The sequence below is a fragment of the Ammoniphilus sp. YIM 78166 genome (genome assembly GCF_004522215.1).
Taxonomy (GTDB): Bacteria; Bacillota; Bacilli; order Aneurinibacillales; family RAOX-1; genus YIM-78166.
On the sequence record NZ_SDLR01000001.1, the window covers coordinates 146,553 to 164,980 of the forward strand.

The 18,428-nt window shown below is 46.3% G+C and carries 15 protein-coding genes; 12 read left to right on the forward strand and 3 right to left on the reverse strand.

From position 1 onward, the window contains the following. The first annotated feature begins 134 nt into the window (after positions 1-134). Genes EIZ58_RS00715 through EIZ58_RS00740 form a run of 6 tightly spaced genes read left to right on the forward strand, consistent with a single transcriptional unit; the run spans position 135 to position 6,154 of the window. Complete coding sequence (locus EIZ58_RS00715) at positions 135-2,393, forward strand: glycoside hydrolase family 3 protein (protein ID WP_240688904.1); 2,259 nt, start codon at positions 135-137, stop codon at positions 2,391-2,393. Then, the gene (locus tag EIZ58_RS00720; RefSeq protein ID WP_134698609.1) at positions 2,390-3,334 is read left to right on the forward strand and encodes a fumarylacetoacetate hydrolase family protein; all 945 of its coding nucleotides are present in this window, start codon (positions 2,390-2,392) and stop codon (positions 3,332-3,334) included. The genes EIZ58_RS00715 and EIZ58_RS00720 overlap by 4 nt, the downstream gene beginning before the upstream one ends. A 2-nt stretch (positions 3,335-3,336) precedes the next feature. Continuing rightward, complete coding sequence (locus EIZ58_RS00725; protein ID WP_134698610.1) at positions 3,337-3,837, forward strand: DinB family protein; 501 nt, start codon at positions 3,337-3,339, stop codon at positions 3,835-3,837. An 18-nt stretch (positions 3,838-3,855) separates the two neighbouring features. Further along, on the forward strand, positions 3,856-4,977 hold the full coding sequence (locus EIZ58_RS00730; RefSeq protein WP_134698611.1) for a cupin domain-containing protein: 1,122 nt from the start codon (positions 3,856-3,858) through the stop codon (positions 4,975-4,977). Positions 4,978-4,991: 14 nt separating this feature from the next. Then, positions 4,992-5,618 carry a chromate transporter gene (locus EIZ58_RS00735; protein WP_134698612.1) on the forward strand — a complete coding sequence of 209 codons (627 nt, stop codon included), beginning with the start codon at positions 4,992-4,994 and terminating at the stop codon, positions 5,616-5,618. After that, a complete protein-coding gene (locus tag EIZ58_RS00740) occupies positions 5,615-6,154 on the forward strand; it encodes a chromate transporter (RefSeq protein ID WP_134698613.1) in 540 nt (179 codons plus the stop codon). The genes EIZ58_RS00735 and EIZ58_RS00740 overlap by 4 nt, the downstream gene beginning before the upstream one ends. A 475-nt stretch (positions 6,155-6,629) precedes the next feature. Here the strand turns inward: EIZ58_RS00740 and EIZ58_RS00745 are convergent, their stop codons facing one another. Both EIZ58_RS00745 and EIZ58_RS00750 read right to left on the reverse strand, forming a co-directional pair. Next, a complete protein-coding gene (locus EIZ58_RS00745; RefSeq protein WP_134698614.1) occupies positions 6,630-8,924 on the reverse strand; it encodes a copper amine oxidase in 2,295 nt (764 codons plus the stop codon). 88 nt (positions 8,925-9,012) lie between these two features. Then, positions 9,013-9,786, reverse strand: a complete 774-nt coding sequence (locus EIZ58_RS00750; RefSeq protein ID WP_134698615.1) for a helix-turn-helix transcriptional regulator — start codon at positions 9,784-9,786, stop codon at positions 9,013-9,015. 160 nt (positions 9,787-9,946) lie between these two features. On the opposite strand from EIZ58_RS00750, the gene EIZ58_RS00755 reads away from it, so the two are divergent. Next, the gene (locus EIZ58_RS00755) at positions 9,947-10,594 is read left to right on the forward strand and encodes a TraX family protein (protein ID WP_167577415.1); all 648 of its coding nucleotides are present in this window, start codon (positions 9,947-9,949) and stop codon (positions 10,592-10,594) included. An 814-nt stretch (positions 10,595-11,408) separates the two neighbouring features. Here the strand turns inward: EIZ58_RS00755 and EIZ58_RS00760 are convergent. Then, positions 11,409-13,025: a PucR family transcriptional regulator gene (locus tag EIZ58_RS00760; RefSeq protein WP_134698617.1), complete on the reverse strand. Its 1,617-nt coding sequence runs from the start codon at positions 13,023-13,025 to the stop codon at positions 11,409-11,411. A gap of 176 nt (positions 13,026-13,201) precedes the next feature. Between EIZ58_RS00760 and allC the strand changes: the two genes are divergently transcribed. The 5 genes from allC to EIZ58_RS00785 all read left to right on the forward strand — a co-directional run bounded on the left by allC (position 13,202) and on the right by EIZ58_RS00785 (position 18,227). Continuing rightward, positions 13,202-14,449, forward strand: a complete 1,248-nt coding sequence (allC, locus tag EIZ58_RS00765) for an allantoate deiminase (protein ID WP_134698618.1) — start codon at positions 13,202-13,204, stop codon at positions 14,447-14,449. Continuing rightward, the gene (locus EIZ58_RS00770) at positions 14,450-15,667 is read left to right on the forward strand and encodes a pyridoxal-phosphate-dependent aminotransferase family protein (RefSeq protein WP_134698619.1); all 1,218 of its coding nucleotides are present in this window, start codon (positions 14,450-14,452) and stop codon (positions 15,665-15,667) included. 62 nt (positions 15,668-15,729) lie between these two features. Next, positions 15,730-16,317 (forward strand): chromate efflux transporter ChrB, encoded by a 588-nt coding sequence (chrB, locus tag EIZ58_RS00775; protein WP_134698620.1) that lies wholly within the window; start codon positions 15,730-15,732, stop codon positions 16,315-16,317. Further along, positions 16,317-16,856: a chromate efflux transporter ChrA gene (gene chrA, locus EIZ58_RS00780; protein WP_167577527.1), complete on the forward strand. Its 540-nt coding sequence runs from the start codon at positions 16,317-16,319 to the stop codon at positions 16,854-16,856. Before chrB ends, chrA begins: the two co-directional genes overlap by 1 nt. A gap of 27 nt (positions 16,857-16,883) precedes the next feature. Beyond that, positions 16,884-18,227: an allantoinase gene (locus tag EIZ58_RS00785; protein ID WP_134698622.1), complete on the forward strand. Its 1,344-nt coding sequence runs from the start codon at positions 16,884-16,886 to the stop codon at positions 18,225-18,227. The last annotated feature ends 201 nt before the right edge of the window (positions 18,228-18,428 follow it).

The window sequence follows — 18,428 nt, forward strand, 5'->3', positions numbered from 1 at the left end:
AAGTAAAAAATACGCACTTTCAAGTAAAAACCTCCACCTACCGAGACGGACTGCTGCTTGGTATGATCATATTAGGTGAAAAGAAAACGGTTGCAATCAACCTTTTGCTATCCATTTTGAAAGGGTGAGTGATTTTGACCATTAATTATATAAAAAACGAAGGTGGACCTACCTTAGGTTATTCGACCACATCAGGCGTGTCCATATTGGAATTAGACGGTAAGTTTTTCAAGGACTTGAGCCGGGATGGAAACTTAGATAAGTATGAGGATTGGCGATTGCCAGCAGAGGAACGAGCGAAGGATCTAGCCTCCAAGATGACGATCGAACAGATTGCTGGCTTAATGCTCTATAGTAGGCACCAATCGATCCCAGCGGTTAATAGAGGGCGCTTTATCAGCACGTATGGTGGAAAACCTTTTGCTGAAAGTGGAGCAAATCCATGGGATCTTTCCGATCAGCAACTGGAATTCTTGGCAAAGGATCACTTAAGGCATGTACTGCTCACGACGGTGCAAAGCCCTGAGATCGCCGCTCGTTGGAATAACCGCGTACAAGAATTGGCGGAAGGGGTTGGACTAGGCATTCCGGCTAACAATAGCTCGGATCCGCGCCATGGTTCGGACTCCAGTAAAGAGTTTAATGAAGGAGCAGGAGGAGCGATTTCCATGTGGCCGGAGTCACTGGGCTTGGCTGCCTCGTTTGATCCGAAGGTTGTTCGTAAGTTCGGGGAAGTCGCTTCAAAAGAATATCGCGCGTTGGGACTGGCTACGGCGCTTTCTCCCCAAGTGGATATCGCAACCGATCCTCGCTGGTATCGGTTCAACGGAACGTTCGGCGAAGATCCTCATCTATCAGCAGATATGGCCCGTGCTTTTGTGGATGGGTTTCAGACTTCTGAGGGTGAGCAGGAAATTTCGGATGGATGGGGCTATGACAGTGTAAACGCTATGGTAAAGCACTGGCCAGGTGGCGGCTCAGGTGAAGGCGGACGGGATGCGCACTGGGGTTTTGGTAAATATGCCGTTTATCCAGGAGAGAATTTTGAGCAACACCTGATACCGTTTGTGGATGGAGCTTTTAAATTGGATGGAAAGACGGGTAAAGCCTCCGCGGTGATGCCGTACTACACCATCTCCTATAATCAAGATTCTAAAAATGGGGAAAATGTAGGCAACTCCTACAATACCTACTTAATCCAGGATTTGCTTCAGACTCAATATGGCTATGATGGCGTGGTATGCACCGATTGGCTGATTACCGCAGATGAGCCTGAAACGGTGGATCAATTCTCCGGAAAGCCTTGGGGAGTGGAGCACTTGAGTGTCGCGGAACGCCATTACAAGCTCATTATGTCCGGTGTGGATCAGTTTGGCGGGAATAATGAAGCAGGACCTGTGCTGGAGGCCTATCGTATGGGGGTGGAGGAGTATGGAGAAGTCTTCATGCGCCAAAGGTTTGAAGAATCAGCTGTCAAGCTGTTAAAAAACATCTTCCGGCTTGGTCTCTTTGAAAATCCATATCTTCAAGTCGAGGAGACCGTAGAGGTGGTGGGGTGTCCGGTGTTTATGGAAGAAGGATACAAGGCTCAGTTGAAGTCGATGGTCCTGCTGAAAAACAAGAGACAGGTCTTGCCGCTTGCAAAAGGAAAAACCGTGTATGTGCCTAAGCGATACTTTCCGGAGAAAATCGATTGGTTTGGAAACCGAGTCGAGGACAAGGTCGATTATCCCGTGAATATGGAGATTGTTAAAAAATATTTTAATATAACGGAACAACCCGAAGAAGCCGACTTTGCTCTCGTTTTTGTCCATGGTCCTGATTCGGGAAGCGGCTACAGCAAGGAGGATCGCGAGGCCGGAGGGAATGGATATGTTCCAAAAAGTTTACAGTATGGCGTGTACCACGCAGAGGCAGCTAGAGAGGTGAGTCTCGCCGGGGATCCGCGGGAGGTGCTGAACCGATCGTATAAGGGCAAGACCGTGACGGCTAGTAATGCCACAGATTTGGAACTGATTTTAAAGACGAAGGAAGCCATGAAGGGAAAACCAGTGATCGTATCCCTTTTCTTATCTAATCCGGCTGTGGTCGAAGAGTTCGAAAAAGAAGTAGAGGTTATTCTCGTCAACTTTGGTGTGCAGGATCAGGCAGTACTCGATATGGTAATAGGTGCAGCAGAACCATCGGGACTTTTGCCCATGCAAATGCCGGCTCATATGCGGACCGTAGAAGAGCAGTTCGAGGATGTACCCCATGATATGGAGTGCCATGTGGATTCCGAAGGCCATGTCTATGATTTTGCATTCGGCTTGAACTGGAGCGGTGTAATAGAAGATGAGCGAACTATGCGCTATCGTCAAAAAAAGAATGAAAAGGGAGAGGTTTATCTATGAAACTAGTTACATTCCAAATCAACGGCTTCAGTCGTATCGGTTATCTCAATGACAATCAAGTGATCGATTTGAACTATGCTTATCAGGCTCTACTGGAATCCCAAGGACAAATCCGGGTGAAACAAATTGCAGAAGCTTATATTCCTCCAAGTATGGTGGAGTTTCTCCAAGGTTGCGAGCAGAGCATGTCCTTGGCAAAAGAAGCCATCGCTTTTGTGCAAAATCACGCGGGTACATTCCCGTATCCAGTTCTACACTCGGCTGCTGACGTGCGTATGGAAGCCCCTGTGCAGAATCCTGGGAAGATGATTTGTGTAGGCCATAACTACAGAGAGCATATCTTGGAAATGGGTCGGGATTTACCTCCGTATCCCGTGGTCTTCGCGAAATTTGCCAACACGATTATCGGGCCAGAGGATGATATTCCGTTCTATCCTGTATCCGAGCAACTAGACTATGAAGCCGAATTTGCTTTTGTCGTTGGGAAGCGTGCACGCAATGTGACAGCTGATCAAGCGTTAGATTATGTAGCAGGTTACACCATTGTGAATGACGTGACTTATCGGGATATTCAAAGAAGAACGATCCAGTGGCTGCAGGGAAAAACCGTGGAGGGCAGCGCTCCGATGGGACCATGGCTGGTAACCGGGGATGAAATCGGAAATCCTGCCGGATTGGAAGTGGTTCTCACCGTCAATGGAGAAGAGCGTCAGCGTTCCAATACAGAGAATCTCGTATTTACCGTTCCTTATTTGGTAGAGTTTCTTTCCGGACTTATGACTTTAGAGCCTGGGGATGTCATTCTAACAGGCACACCAGGTGGAGTAGGTGTCGCACGAGATCCTCAAGTTTTCTTGAAGGATGGAGATGTCGTACGAATTGAAATTGATCGAATCGGGGTATTGCAGAATCAAGTGAAAAAAGCGGGGCAGGGGGAGTAACCATGAGCCAGATACAAAAAAACATCCAGTCGATAAATCGGTTGATAGATGACATTTTGGTAGCGGTGGAGTCGCTCACCGAGGAGCAAGTCCGTTGGAAGCCCTCCGCTGAGGCTTGGTCAGTCCAGGAAGTGTTATGTCACGTGGAAGAAGCGATTCCTTATTGGCTTGGTGAAATTCAACGCGTTGTCGAGGCACCCGGAATGGAATGGGGACGAGGCTTGCAGCATGAAGGAAGACTGGAGGCAGTAGCTAAAGCGGATCAGCGATTGGTTTCCGATGTTGCAGAGGGCATTCGTAAGACGAAGGAGGAAGTAGAAAGGGTATTAGGAGGGTTAACCGATGAAGCCTTAGCCATCGAAGCCCCCAGCCGAAACCCTCGATTCGGGACGAAGGCGTTGTCTTTTGTCGTAGATCATTTATTGGTTGAACATCTAGAAACGCACCTGCGCCAAATTAATCGGAATGTTGGGCAGTTTGGGACGGTAAAACCAGTTAGCTAAAAAGGGGGAAGGTTAAATATGGCAGAAAAATTAGATTTCTTCCAAAGTACCATGGTGAAGGAATTTACCAAGGACATTGAGGGCTACCATTTGGGTCCACTCTGGAGTGCGATCCCTGATCTGATGCACAGGCAGCCGCAGCCCCAAGCCATTCCTTACTTATGGAAGTGGGAAACGCTTTATGCGAAATTAATGGAAGCAACAGAAATCTTCACACCAGAACGGGGAGGGGAACGACGTGCCATCTATTTACAAAACCCGGGGCTAGTGAATCGTCAGCCTTGGGGATGGGCGTCTACTACCCAAACCCTATATGCAGCTGTTCAGTTGATTCTTCCTGGCGAGACAGCCCCTTCACACAGACACACGCAATGCGCTCTTCGGTTTATCACCAAGGGGGAAGGGGCTTATTCGATCGTCCAGGGTGAAAGGATTTTTATGGAAGAAGGCGATTTCTTAATTACCCCCCAGGGACTGTGGCATGGACATTCTCATTTAGGCGACAAGCCGATGATCTGGATGGATTGCTTAGACATTCCGTTCATCTATGGACTAGGGGGAACCTTCTTTGAAAATTATCCGGAGAAGATTGAGCAGCCCAAACTGCCCGACAATTATTCCGCTAAACGCTATGCGGGAGGCATGGTAAGACCGATTTCGGATCGTACTCCTAAAATCGCTCCTCTCGGAGCATACAAATGGAGTCCAACTCAAGCAGCTTTGAATAGCCTGAGCGAGTTTGAACCCGATCCATTTGATGGGCATGCAGTGGAGTATATTAATCCATCCAACGGTGCAACGGCTCATCCGAACGTGGCCTCATGGATGCAACAGTTACCTAAGGGATTCCATTCCAAAGCTCATCGTCACACCAGTGCGACCATTTTCCATGTATTCAAGGGATCCGGATATTCGATCATTAATGGAGTAAAGTTTAATTGGTCTGAAGGAGATTTCTTTGTAGTGCCGAACTGGGCATGGCATGAGCATGCGAACACGGGTGCTCAGGATGCCTATCTATTCTCGACGAGTGATTTACCCATCATGGAAAAGTTTGGACTGCAAAGAGAAGAGGTCTACACCGAAAATAACGGCCATCAAAGCATTCAAGATGAATTCGTCCCGTTACTTCCACGCTGAGAGGATAGATTCTCATGAATAAGGACTGGAAGTTAATTTGGGATATTTTCATCACCTTTTTGAAAATTGGCCCTGTCACGTTTGGCGGGGGATATGCCATGATCCCCTTAATCGAAAGAGAAGTGGTAGTACGAAGAGAATGGCTAAAAGTCCATGAGGTAACTGATATCTTTGCGGTTGCGGAATCCGTTCCTGGCGCCATCGCCATCAATTCGGCAACCTTCATTGGCTATCGCATCGCTGGACTAAGAGGAGCAATTGCCGCGATGGCAGGGATCATGCTCCCCACGTTTCTAATCGTTATCGCCTTAGGTGTCTCCTTTCTTTATTTTAAGGATAATCCTAAAATGAAAGCAGCATTTGAAGGGATTCGGCCAGCGATCGTGGCTTTAATTGCTTACGCTGGGTATAAGCTTGGTAAGATCGCTGTCATTGATAAGACGACTTTTGTACTGACAGGAATAACGGTACTCGTTTTGTTATCTATCCATTTTCATCCGGTCTTGATTATCGTAAGCGGCGCGGTAATAGGGATCGGATTAGTAAAGCTCAAGGATAAATTAGGCTATGCAACTCCAATCGAAGCGGAAGAACAAAACGATGGCATTCCTTCTGACTACTTTCTAGGAGCAGGGATATGATTCTATGGGAGCTCTTTAAAACGTTCTTTGTCATTGGTTCGGTGTCGTTTGGCGGAGGCTATGCTATGATCCCGGTGATCGAAGCGGAAGTTTCCAGACATAAATGGTTGACGACCCAAGAGTTTACGGATGTCATCGCCATTGCAGGGATGTCCCCGGGGCCGATTGCGACAAACAGCGCCATCTTTGTCGGTTACCAAACGGCGGGGCTGGCGGGGGGCATTGTCTCGGCTCTGGGGATGTTGCTCCCTTCCTTAGCGATTATCTTGCTGGTAGCGACATTTTTTTATAGAGCAAATAAAAATAGAGTGGTTCAATCGGCGTTTTATGGGTTGCGCCCCATCATCGTCGGGTTAATTATCTATTCAGCGATCAAGTTTGCTATATCTAACGGAATTATAGGTTCCCTATCCTATCATTCACTTAGTCTTCTTTTCCTGTTTATGATGGCCTTCTATGCCTTGATGCGTCTTCGCATGCATCCTGCTGTTGTGATTGTCCTCTCTGGGCTTATTGGTGTAACCTTATACTCATAATTATCAGAAAAGGGTTCCGGAAACATTAGGAACCCTTTTTGCTATTATTCTTTCTACGGTAAATTCGACGGCTCTTACAGTAAACATTTTAATAATGAATATTTTCCAAATATTTTTGGAAAGGCTTCTCTGACTTCTGATCAGACACTTGAGAGAGTAAATGAATGCATATTTTATTTTATAGCTAGTGTACTGCCTCTAATTCTTAATCGAAACCAGTTTAAACCCTCAAAAAATGGTTTCCTATGGAAATCGGCAACTGTATTAAGAGAGAGTTTTATGGATTCGTATATTAATTATGTTGCAGATAATTTTGAGTAAAGGTACATGTGGTCGATTCCGCTTTTATTGAAGGTGGAATTATGCTGTGCTCAACGACTCTCGCTATGATGGATTGGGAGAACTACTTGGGTCTCCACGACAGTAAAGAGTCTAGCGATGTTCGCTAGACTCTTAATTAGGTATTGGAGTTGTTCTACTCCTTCTTCGGCAAATTCAACGTTGGAGTACGATCAAAGAAATTCCAAGGCTTGAGCAACGTGTAGACCCATTCTGTCGGCATCATTGGCCACTCTTCTGCTCGGGCGACATGGGTAGTGCCAGTAGACATCCAGAGAACGATGTCGGTGTTTTCAATAGATTGATTGTCCGCCGTAAACTGCTTGAGGCCAGTATCCGTCTTGCTGCGGTTAGAATATTTGCCTTCTGGGTATTTCTCATTTGGATCATAGGCGGTGACCCAGATCTGCTTGTCCATAAAGTTCACTCGTTTAAACAACCAATCGTCTTCGGTAAAGAGGGCTCCTTTCGCAATCGGATGCGTTCCTCCAGCAAAAGGGATCACCTGGTAGGAAACCGGGTTGCCGACTTTATTTCCTTTATTGGGGTTGCTGATCAGGCGAACGGTAGAAGGATCAAATTTCTGAATGGCTTCTTGCTCGGTTTGGACGGTCTTTTGCTCTGTAATCATGACACTCTTGCGAGGGCCACCTTCAGTATTCGGGACCGCTTTCGGATTGACCTCCATCAAAGAGTTATTCTCGCCATCGACATCCAGATCCAGGCGGAAATTATAGATATGCTGGTGGGTTGTCCCTACAATGTTGTGGTCAATCAAGGTTCCATAACGTGTGTCTTTCTCCGCTGTGTCGTCTTGCATCGTTCTTGTAACGACTCCTTTAACAGCTTCAATGCCTGAAGCTCCCGCGTTGATTTGGATATTTCCGTTCTGTGCGAATACCCAATCGATAATGTAGTCATAGTTGCCGATGGTACTGACCCAACGAACAACGAGCTCACGGCGCTCTCGGCTTTGGTTGTCTTCTGTAAAGGTAACTAGGTCCGCATGCTTATATTCAGGGCCAGCATAGCGTTCAAAGATGGCCATGGCATTCGGGATCGTATAGGGATTTCCTTCATTATCTGCTATCGTTGCATCGAGGAGAACGGCGTTCTCTGGTACGTCTGTCCCTTTTTCCAGGGAAGAAGACAAGCCGCCCATTCCATATTCTCCCGCATCCAGATAGGACTTAAAATACCAGCCGATATCAGGATCTCCATAAGGTACAATCATGCCGCCGAGATTTCCTTCATACATGATTTTTCGCTTGGTGCCTTCATCGGTATAAGTTAGTGTGGAAATCACCGGACCGACTCTGGAGTCTAATCGCAGATGAAAGTCCCAGTTCTGCCAGTTGATGGTATTGCCTGCAATTTGATAGTTTTTTCCCTCTGGCTCGGTGATATGTAGAGGTTTTACCGTCGCTTTGTTCGGATAGTCCCTTCCGTCAATAGCATTCAACTGCATAGGAACGGGAATGACTCCACTATCCTCAATTTTGATGACTTTCTTCGTTTCCAGATCGACCACAGCTACGAGATTTTCAATCGGATGAGCCCAGAAGTTTCCGTCGCGGGTATTTAGATAGGAGACGACCTTCAGCAATCTTGCATCATGCTCCAATTCATCTTCCCCGCCGAAATACCCGACGGTTAGTGGCGTAGCCACCACATCCTTGACATTTTGAATGCCTCGTTTTTTTAGTGCGGCAGCATACTCGGCACTTGCCTCAATGGCCTCCTGTGCAGCCACAAAGTCATCCATGATAATCATACCATGAACGCCTGAGATTTCTTTCCAAGCTATTAGCTGTTGGGTGGAAAGATCGACTTCCCCTTCAATGACGCTTCTTCCGTCCAACACAATAAATTCAGCTTTGCGGGTTAATGGCGATCTAGCCTCTGGATTCAGTGTCCAGGCCCAAACTTGATCTTTAGGAGGAGTCTTCACAGAAATCTCGGTAAAGCGGAGATGATCCTGCCACTTGCCAGACTTTTTGATCGTTTGTACCACGGCCTCGATTTCTTTGGGCGTCAATGGATTCAGTGGATGGTCTTGAGCTTGGATTTGCACGCTCTGATCTAACTGAGATTGAAACACATCATTCACGAAGTGATGGGATACATAGGCCGAACCTTGCTTGACGGTTACCGGTCCTTCAAGTGTCACTGGTTTCCCATTGACGAGGGCTTGATTGGAATTTGGCTTGACTTCCACTACAACCCCATCCTTGATAATGCGAATCGTCTTAGTGGCCGGATCCCATTGAACTTTTGCGCCAAAATCCTCAAGGGTTTTCCGCAATTCAACATAATCCGCTTCCCCGCCCCCATGTGCATTGGCTTGTTGGGACGGAGTCAATACAGGGAAAGTGAAAGCAAGCGCCATACTGAGTGCTAACGTGGCCCGGATCCATCTTTTCTTGTTCATGTGAATGTAAGCCTCCTTGGTAACTTAGTTTTCTAAGTTAACTGTACAACTTCCTATCCTCTCTGTATTGCACAAAGCGGAAATGGAACTATAGGCTTTCTAAAAAAAGTTTGGGGGAGAGAGATCCAAACTTTTTAAATTCACGGATGAAATGGGCCTGATCATAATAGCCGTTATCCCAAAGATTTTCTTTCCGTCGATGATGGAGCAAATCTTGAAGCGCATACTGAAATCTCGTAATTTGAGAAAATAATTTGGGTGGAAGTCCAACGTATTCCTCGAAGAGGAGCCGTAAATACCGAGAAGAGTAATTAACCTCTAATCCAAGATCCTTTATGCTAATGTTTCCTTTGGTTTCTGCAATTCGTTCTAATGCATATCGGATCAGGTGAGAAGGGGTTGGGGAAAAGATCCTTTCCCCTATTTCTCGAAGAAACAACTCTCTCTTGTCGGCAAAAGTTCCTTGATCGGCAATCTTTTCTATACAATAGAAATCAATTTTTGAAAAATCGTGGAGCGGTACGCGGTTACTGGTGAGTTCTTGGATAGAAAGGTTCGTGCGTTTCAAATGATGGGGAAAGAAACGAACGCCAAAATACTTCGTATTAGGCAAAAGATCCAGGGGGATTCGTTGGAGTACACTTCCGTATAGGTAAGCTTCCGGCTTTTGCGTGCAGCTAATGAGGATGTCAATACATCCATCGGGAATAGCGGTAATAGGTTTAGAGAAGGTTTCATCGGTTAGAAACTCATAACATAATAGAGGAACTCTACTATTGTCCGTTGCAAATTGCTCCCTTTGTTCCATATAAGTAGCAAAGCAGTTGAATTCGGGCTGTAAAGGCATATAACCATTCATCATGAACACACTCCTACGTAGAAAGCAAATATCATTTATAGTAGGGCTTAATAAAGATAAGTGGTTAAAGATTGGAAGATAATCTGACTAAAAAAAACCTATGACTTGGGGAGAAGGTATCGTTGGGGTATACTTGTTAAGTAATGTTATAATTATACCAAGTATGGAAGGATTTTGTAAGATGCTGCAACTCATTGCGATGGCCACGATGCTCATCGATCATATCGGATACATCTTTTTCCCTGATTCTCAGCTCTATCGAATTGTCGGTAGATTGGCTTTTCCCCTATACTGCTGGTTTTTGGTCCAGGGTTATCTTCATACGAGGAATCTGAAGAACTATATGTATCGTTTATTCGGACTAGCTTGTCTTTCACAAATTCCCTACAACTTGGCTTTTCAGCAAGTAGAGGAATTAAATGTGATCTTTACTCTTTTACTCTCCATCATCGCCTTATACATACTGGATCATGTTGAGGGTTACCGATTGAAATCCATCTTGCTTTTAGGTGTCATGAGTACAGCTATACTTGTGCCGATGGATTATGGGTTGTATGGGGTTGCTCTGGTGCTGATCTACCGATATCTTGATCAACGGAGACTAGTTCGTTATCACATGCTATTGAATCTGTTCTTCTTTGCCGCCTATGGCATAGGATATTGGATTCAGTTTTTTAGTATCTTTGCGACCATCCTGATTGGTTTACCCTATTCGTACCGCTTCATGCCAAGAATCAAGCCACTTTATAGAAGTTTTTATCCTCTTCACTTGGCGGTGTTGTTTGTTATATCGATGTGGTTGGGGAGATAGCAAATTTTGAATAGAAGCGGGCCACAGCTTTACAAAAAATAACCCTACTTCGTTCCGGATCAGGAATGAAGTAGGGTTATTCGCTTTTGTGGCTGGTAAAAGGTGAACTTAAATCCATTCCCATGTGCCATCTTCACGGATATAAAGAACTCTCTTCTCGATTTCTACATTTTCAATCAACTCTAGATATTGATCGTATTCGTTGTTCATGTTAAACATCTCCTTTTGTTTTTTTGTTATTCGTTTTTCCTGGGGAGGATGGTTCTATCATACAATCTAGTGAAAAAATTCACAATATAGTTGTTCAGTGTTTCACATTTTTGTCATTAATGTTTGAATATTTCTTGAACTTACTAGTCTTAAGAGTGTCATGGCTTCTGATTGGTGCGATCCGCTGTTAATTGCCCTGCATGTACATGCTGCTGTCAAGAAAGGCATATACCCTAACATGTATATTTCTGCCTTCGCCAACGAAGTTGCCGGTAACCGGGTTCAAATTGCTTGTAAACACACCTCAGTTGCCGGTAAAGGAGAGGAACTCGCCGGTAAAGAATGGAGGGTGGAGACCGGTCTCCATAGAAAAGTAATAATACTAAAAGAAAGTTTACCCAAGACATAACAATACCCCTTCGTTTCAAAGGGGTATTGTCTTCCAATCACCAACTTGCCGGTATCCATCTTAAAGTTGCTGGTTGACCCTTGGAAGTTGCCGGTGTAACCGTAAAAGTCGCCGGTACATGGGGCATTCTCGCTGGTAGCCTCAACAGGAGCTGCTTCTTCAGAATGATCCTCGATGTCTGGGGCAGTCGACCCGTTAAGTTTGCAATAAAGATCGGGCCATGAGAGCGATCCGCAGCTTTAGGACTTCGGTGGGATCTTTTAAGCTTTTTCCAAGGATCTCTTCACATTTATTCAGGCGGTAGGAAACGGTGTTTCGATGAATGTACAATTGTTTGGCAGTTTCGGTGATCAGGCAATGGTTCTCGAGATAGACAGCCAGCGTTTGAATCAGGTCTGCATCTTCTTTATCAGGTGAGTCTGCTAGTCCTTTCAGTGTATTGTCATAGAATTGCTTGAGATTTTTATGAGGGATCATTTGCAGCAGCTCTGTCAGCTCCTGCACCCGATAGGATTGGATGAAACGAGTTTTTTTCGATTGGTAACCAGATGCTAAAGCTTCCAAGGATTTCGCATAACACTGTGGAATGTGCATGAGCTGCTCGGCGTAATCGCCCACTCCAAACGAAAGGCTGACTTCTAATTCCTCATAGAGGTTTTGTTGGATCCTTCGCAAATGATGATGCCAAGCCTGCTCTTCACTTTCTTGCAAGGGAGCGCCGAGAATTAATAGGACAAAATGGGGTCCTTTGGTAAATAGAATATAGGGTTGCTTGATCCTCGTAAAAGCATCATCCAAATATTCATAGACCTGGTCCTTGAAAAGGCTAATGGCTTCCTCGCGATGAAGCAATTTTTTTCTGAAAATGACCGAGGTATCATCAATTTCAGCAACCATGCACTTGTAAGGCTGTTTTTTCAAAAGTCCATAGTGTTTCCCGCGATTCAAGATTTCATCTTCCGAGGAGATCTGTCCATCCAGAAAATCGGCAAAAAACTCATTTTTGATTCGTCTGGAGCTTTCCTCTAGGGCATACTGCTTCATAAATTCGAAGCGGATCACGTTTGTTGCTTGTTCTGCAGCCAACATGGAGAACGGATCCGTCAGCGTGACGCCAAGGATGACTAAAAACCCTTTTCGTTGTTGGTAGGTTTCGAAAGGGAGAATGGTGAGAGGCTCTCGATTCCCTAACAAGGAGAGATAAGAGATTCGGTCCGTATGAATGGAGCCAAGCAGTTGGGCAAGCGGTCTATCTTGGGTAAGGCCAATCGGGGCGTTAGCATGGACCCGCCCTCGGTGGTCAAGCAGCAGTACGGGATACTGGATCAATCGGTTCAGGTGGTAGATGACGCCTTGCATCCCCTTTCCTTCCATCACAATTTGGGAAAAGGTTTGATGAATTTCTAATGCATAACGCAATTCATCCGTCCTTTTTTCTAGAATATAGCCTAAGATCTGGGAGGTGAGCTCACCTAAAGGAGAATCAAGTGGAATTTCGATGATAGGAAACGCTAGTTCATTAGCCAATTGGAGGACGGAAAACGGAATTTCGGATATGAAGCGTTTGGTTTTAATCCCTAATCCGGCACATCCTTTTTCCGTCATTTGTTTCACCAGTTCGAGGAGGTGGTTAGGAGATTCTTTGATGGCAAATGCGGTGGTGAGTAATAATTCATTCGGCTTTAAGTAGTGAATAATATCGGGAGCGTCCATCATATTCACGCTTTCAACTCTTCTCGCTAGGCCGAGATGTCCTGCAGCGAGCTTAGCGTTTTTTAGAAGGGGCATTTGCATGACGTCCATCATTTTCATAGCAATCACCTCAATTGTCAATATGTTATGTAAATTAACCTATACATTGTATATCATGCACATTCTGTTCGTAAAGTTTTATTCAAGGGATACAATGACTTATCTGAAAAGATTCAATACAATAGACTTATCCGTTTTAGGTTAGAAAAATTAACATGAAAAGAGGAGGCGTGTGGATGAAGATAACAGATCTGCAGAATAGAATCGAGGAAATGGTTCAGTGGTTAGCTCAATTCGGCGCTGATCCGGAAGGCGGGGTAACACGCCTATTATATACATCATCTTGGGTGGAGGCACAACGAGCGCTTGAGTTAAAAATGAAAGAGATGGGTCTAAAGACGTGTTATGACGAGGTAGGTAACTTGTACGGAAGGCTGTTATCCGACCAATCCGCAGAAGGCTCCATCCTTACCGGTTCACACGTGGATACGGTGAAATGCGGAGGGAAATATGACGGAGCCTATGGGATTCTTGCGGGGATGCTGGCTCTACAATATCTAAAGGAAACCTATGGAGCGCCGAGCCGATCTCTTGAAGTGGTCTCCTTGTGTGAAGAGGAAGGCAGTCGCTTCCCCCTTACCTTTTGGGGATCTTCGAACATTACGGGTACGGCGCCTGTGGATAAATTAAACGAAGTAAAGGATAGCAGGGACATTCCTTTCATTACAGCCATGAAGGAAGCCGGCTTTGGGCTCGGCCACTATTGCTCCCCGCGCCGAGAAGATGTGGTGTCCTTTATTGAGCTTCATATTGAGCAAGGCGCTATCTTGGAGCGAAACCAGATGCCGATTGGAATCGTGGAGCAGATTGTCGGGCAAAAACGATATACGATTGAGTGTGTCGGAGAAGCGAACCATGCGGGAACGACGCCCATGGCCTGGAGAAAAGATGCGTTGCGGGGGGCTAGTGAGATGATCACCGCCATCCTCGAAGCTGCGGATCGAGTGGGGGCTCCATTGGTAGCCACTGTGGGAAAGATGACTGTGGAGCCCAATGTCTCCAACGTCATCCCGAATCGCACGGTGTTTTCCTTAGATATCCGCCATCCTCATGCGAAGGTGCTGGATGCTTTCGGTGAGGAAGCGATTTCCCTATGCCATAGCATAGGGGAGGCTCGGGAGTTGCGAATGAAGGTGGAAAAACATCTGGATGCTCTTCCGGTAGAAATGGATCCAGATTTGCTTCGGCGCGTGGAAGGGATCTGCCAAGATCAGTCTCTTCCTTATACCATCATGCCGAGCGGAGCGGGGCATGATGCACAAATGATGGCACGACATTACCCCACGTCGCTCATCTTTGTCCCTAGCCATAAAGGGATAAGTCACAACCCTGATGAATATACCTCAAAGGAGGATTTGGCAGCGGGTGTGAAGGTCTTGATTGAATTGCTATATCAGCTAGGCTACAAGAAGGAGACGGAGTAGATGAAATATAGAGACTTGAATCCCTCAACCCGAACCATTATGACGCCTGGTCCAGTAGAAGCTGAACCTCGGGTGTTGCGGGCGATGGCGACCCCGATACTGGGTCAGTTTGATCCTGAGTTTACGTATATTATGAATGAAACGATGGAGATGATTCGGGACTTGTTTCAAACTCAAAACCACTGGGCGTTTCCGATCGATGGAACCTCTCGAGCAGGGCTAGAGGCGGTATTAGGCAGTATGATTGAACCAGGAGACTCGGTCTTCATTCCGATTTATGGTCGTTTCGGGCATCTGCTTACGGAAATTGCAGTACGTTATGGGGCGGAAGTTTACAATATCGAAACCGATTGGGGCACCGTATTTGATCCGCAAGACGTTATCCGGGAAATTGATCGTGTGCGACCGAAAATTGTGGCCATGGTGCATGGGGAAACTTCAACAGGATGTATGCAGCCTCTCAAGGCGATCGGCAGGGCTTGCCGAGAACGTGATATTCTGTTCGTTGTGGACGCTGTAGCTACGGTTGGCGGTGTAGAGGTAAAAGCGGATGAATGGATGATTGACGCAGTCATCGGCGGAACGCAGAAATGCTTGTCTGTGCCCTCAGGCATGGCGCCGATTACGTTTAATTCCCGGGTGGAAAAGCTGCTTCTGCAACGGAAAAAGATTGAACAAGGCTTGGTGGAGCACGGCGCAAAAAGAGTGGAGCAGACTCGCATGATCCGAAGTAACTACTTTGATTTAAGCCAGCTGATGGATTATTGGGGTCCAGCACAGTTAAATCACCATACGGAAGCGACTTCCATGCTTTACGCCTTGAGGGAAGGCTTGCGCATTGTATTAGAAGAGGGATTAAGTCAACGTTTTGAGAGACATCAGTTAAACGCGACCGCTCTCGTCAAAGGAATTCAAGCGATGGGCCTCACATTGTACGGAAATCCAGCTTGTAAACTACCTGTGGTCACTTGCATATCCGTTCCAGAGGGCATCGACGGTGAATCGGTCCGTTCGATGCTACTAAATGACTTTGATATTGAAATTGCGAGTTCTTTTGGGCCTTTAAAAGGGAAAATCTGGCGTATCGGCACCATGGGATACAGCTGCCGGAAGAAAAATGTTCTCCATGTCCTTGGCGCGCTGGAAGCCGTTCTTTTGCGCCATGGGGCGGAGATTGAGGTAGGAAAGGCTGTGCAAGCGGCGCTGGATGTTTATTAGGCTTGCGCTTCGCTATCGGAGAAGGATCATAAAGTTTTCTAGTTGCTAGAAGGGAGAAAAAGATGGGGAATTCATATAAAGAACTGATCGTAGCAATGGTTCGCACCGGAATTTTGGGATTTGGCGGCGGGCCTTCTGTAATACCGTTGATCCGATACGAGGCGGTCGCTCGCTACAAGTGGATGGAGGACGAAGAATTCGGGGAGATTCTAGCCATTGCCAATGCCTTGCCAGGTCCGATTGCTACGAAAATGGCCGCTTATTTGGGCTATAAGCAAAAAGGCACCATGGGGGCCGTGATAGCTGTACTGGGTCATATCTTGCCTTCTAGCGTCGTGATGGTGGCGCTGTTAACTCTAGCGAATGTTCTCAGTTATTCAACGGTCGTAACAGGGATGATTGCGGCAGTCATGCCGGTCATTGCCGTAATGCTCGGTCAGATGGCCTATGAGTTTGCGGAAAAAGCAGTAAAAGGGTTAGGGATACTGGTGGGAGGACTTCTATTCGTTTTGTCCTTTCTTTTGCTTCAAGTGGTTACCCTTCATCCGGCTATTGTCATTATCATTTTTCTTGCCTATGGAGCGTTCCATTTTAGATTGAAGCACAAGCTTGAGGAAAGAAGGGAGAAAGGAAAGGGGATGTCAGCATGATCATAGGGCTCAGTTTATTTCTCGGATTCTTTCTGGCTAATGTATTTGGATACGGCGGGGGCCCGGCTTCCATTCCGTTAATGTATGAAGAAATTGTGAATCGGTACCATTGGCTGGACAACGCCCAATTCTCCAATATGCTGGCCGTTGGAAATGCGCTGCCCGGACCGATTGCCACCAAGATTGCAGCTTATGTAGGCTTTGAAGTGCTAGGTTGGTTGGGCTTCGTTATAGCCCTAGTTGCTACGGTTGTACCTTCAGCGCTGGCTTTGATTTTACTGTTAAAGGTCATTTCGCGACACCGGCAATCTCCTGTTGTCAAGGGAATGACGTTACTGGTTCAACCTGTCATTGCCGTCATGATGTTGATCTTAACCTGGCAATTTGCTGGGGACGCTATCGCTTCCATGGGATTATGGCAATCCCTTGGGATCGCGCTTTTGGCTTTTCTAGCTTTAACCAAGTGGAAGGTTCATCCGGCTTTTGTCATTGTTGCCGCCTTCGCCTACGGAGGTTTGATTTTTCCATTGATCAATTAGAAGAAAATCCATGTTGGAGGTGATCGTATGAAGGATTTGGACTTAGTCATTAAAGGAGGCCTTGTCGTTCTAGAGGGGGATGTGAAGCTCGTAGATATTGGGATCCGCAACGGGGTCATTGTTGATTTGGGTGAGCGTATCGATGGGGAGAACATCTTGGATGCCTCAGGTCTGACCATTATGCCGGGCATGATCGATATTCACGTTCACTTTAATGAGCCGAATCGCGAGGACTGGGAAGGCTTTGTGCATGGATCTCGCATGATGGCAGCCGGTGGCATTACAACCTATTTCGACATGCCGCTCAATGGTAATCCTCCGACCATCACGGTGACTAACTTGATTGAAAAGCAGGCCTTAGCGGATGGCCATTCCTATGTCGATTATGGTTTATGGGGCGGGCTTGTTCCAGGAAATGAAGAAGAGTTGGCTGGATTGACAGAACAAGGAGTAATTGGCTTTAAAGCCTTTATGTCCTCAGCTGGAACGGAGTTTGGGAGAGCGGATGAAAGGACGCTTTATCGAGGAATGAAGCAGATTGCCCAATTGAATAAGATCCTGGCCTTACATGCGGAGAGTGAATCAATCATTCAGGAATGGACGGAAGAAAAGCTTGCGAAAGGACAGGTAACGGTCCGAGACTACGTAGAATCTCGTCCGCCGTTGGCTGAAATGGAAGCTGTTCAACGGGCCTTGATATATGCAGAAGAAACGGGTTGTCCTCTTCACTTTGTGCATATTAGCCACCCGAAGTCAGTGGAACTCATTGAACGGGCGAGACAAAGAGGGGTAAATGTAACGCTAGAAACATGCCCTCACTATTTACTCTATACGAATGAGGACTTTGAACGCATCGGTCCCTCGGCCAAGTGCGCTCCACCGCTTCGGGACAAACAAGCTCAAGAAGGGTTATGGGAGAAGCTTGTTGCTGGGAAGATTGATATGATTTCTTCGGATCATTCTCCGTGCCCGGCATCAATGAAATTCAACGGAGACAACATGTTTCAGGCTTGGGGAGGGATCCTGGGAGGCCAGTTTTCCCTTGAGGCGATCGTTACCGAGGCGCATGTGAATCGGAAAATTTCCTTGCCGCAGATCTCCAAATGGTTATCCACGAATCCGGCCATTCGATTTGGCTTGTATCCTCGCAAGGGAGGGATTGCGCCAGGTTTTGACGCGGATCTCGCTCTACTCGACCTGAACCACGAGCGGCAGGTGCAAACCGAGGAGCTGTTATCCAAACACCCACACAGCCTGTATGTGGGACATCATCTGAAATGCGCGGTTCAAACCACGCTATCACGCGGTAAGGTGGTATACGACCGTCAGTCGGGAGTGCAAGGAGAATGCGGGGGAAAGTGGTTACGTTAAACCGGACCAAAACGATGGTGATTTAGGAGTCGTAGATCTAGGAGGATTCCCTTCTATTTCTGCGGCTTTTTTATTCGAAGCACTACGAATGTAGCATATTGATGCAACAATTGATGGCAGATACTACATTTATAGTTATTCATCCTGTGTCTTTTAGCGGTGTTTTCAATTGGTACAATATTTGCATATCTAGAAGAAAAT

Coding starts and splice junctions, on each gene's coding strand:
- EIZ58_RS00720 (WP_134698609.1), top strand. CDS start 2,390: ATGAAACTAGTTACATTCCAAATCAACGGCTTCAGTCGTATCGGTTAT.
- EIZ58_RS00725 (WP_134698610.1), top strand. CDS start 3,337: ATGAGCCAGATACAAAAAAACATCCAGTCGATAAATCGGTTGATAGAT.
- EIZ58_RS00730 (WP_134698611.1), top strand. CDS start 3,856: ATGGCAGAAAAATTAGATTTCTTCCAAAGTACCATGGTGAAGGAATTT.
- EIZ58_RS00735 (WP_134698612.1), top strand. CDS start 4,992: ATGAATAAGGACTGGAAGTTAATTTGGGATATTTTCATCACCTTTTTG.
- EIZ58_RS00740 (WP_134698613.1), top strand. CDS start 5,615: ATGATTCTATGGGAGCTCTTTAAAACGTTCTTTGTCATTGGTTCGGTG.
- EIZ58_RS00745 (WP_134698614.1), bottom strand. CDS start 8,924: ATGAACAAGAAAAGATGGATCCGGGCCACGTTAGCACTCAGTATGGCG.
- EIZ58_RS00750 (WP_134698615.1), bottom strand. CDS start 9,786: ATGATGAATGGTTATATGCCTTTACAGCCCGAATTCAACTGCTTTGCT.
- EIZ58_RS00755 (WP_167577415.1), top strand. CDS start 9,947: ATGGAAGGATTTTGTAAGATGCTGCAACTCATTGCGATGGCCACGATG.
- EIZ58_RS00760 (WP_134698617.1), bottom strand. CDS start 13,025: ATGAAAATGATGGACGTCATGCAAATGCCCCTTCTAAAAAACGCTAAG.
- allC (WP_134698618.1), top strand. CDS start 13,202: ATGAAGATAACAGATCTGCAGAATAGAATCGAGGAAATGGTTCAGTGG.
- EIZ58_RS00770 (WP_134698619.1), top strand. CDS start 14,450: ATGAAATATAGAGACTTGAATCCCTCAACCCGAACCATTATGACGCCT.
- chrB (WP_134698620.1), top strand. CDS start 15,730: ATGGGGAATTCATATAAAGAACTGATCGTAGCAATGGTTCGCACCGGA.
- EIZ58_RS00785 (WP_134698622.1), top strand. CDS start 16,884: ATGAAGGATTTGGACTTAGTCATTAAAGGAGGCCTTGTCGTTCTAGAG.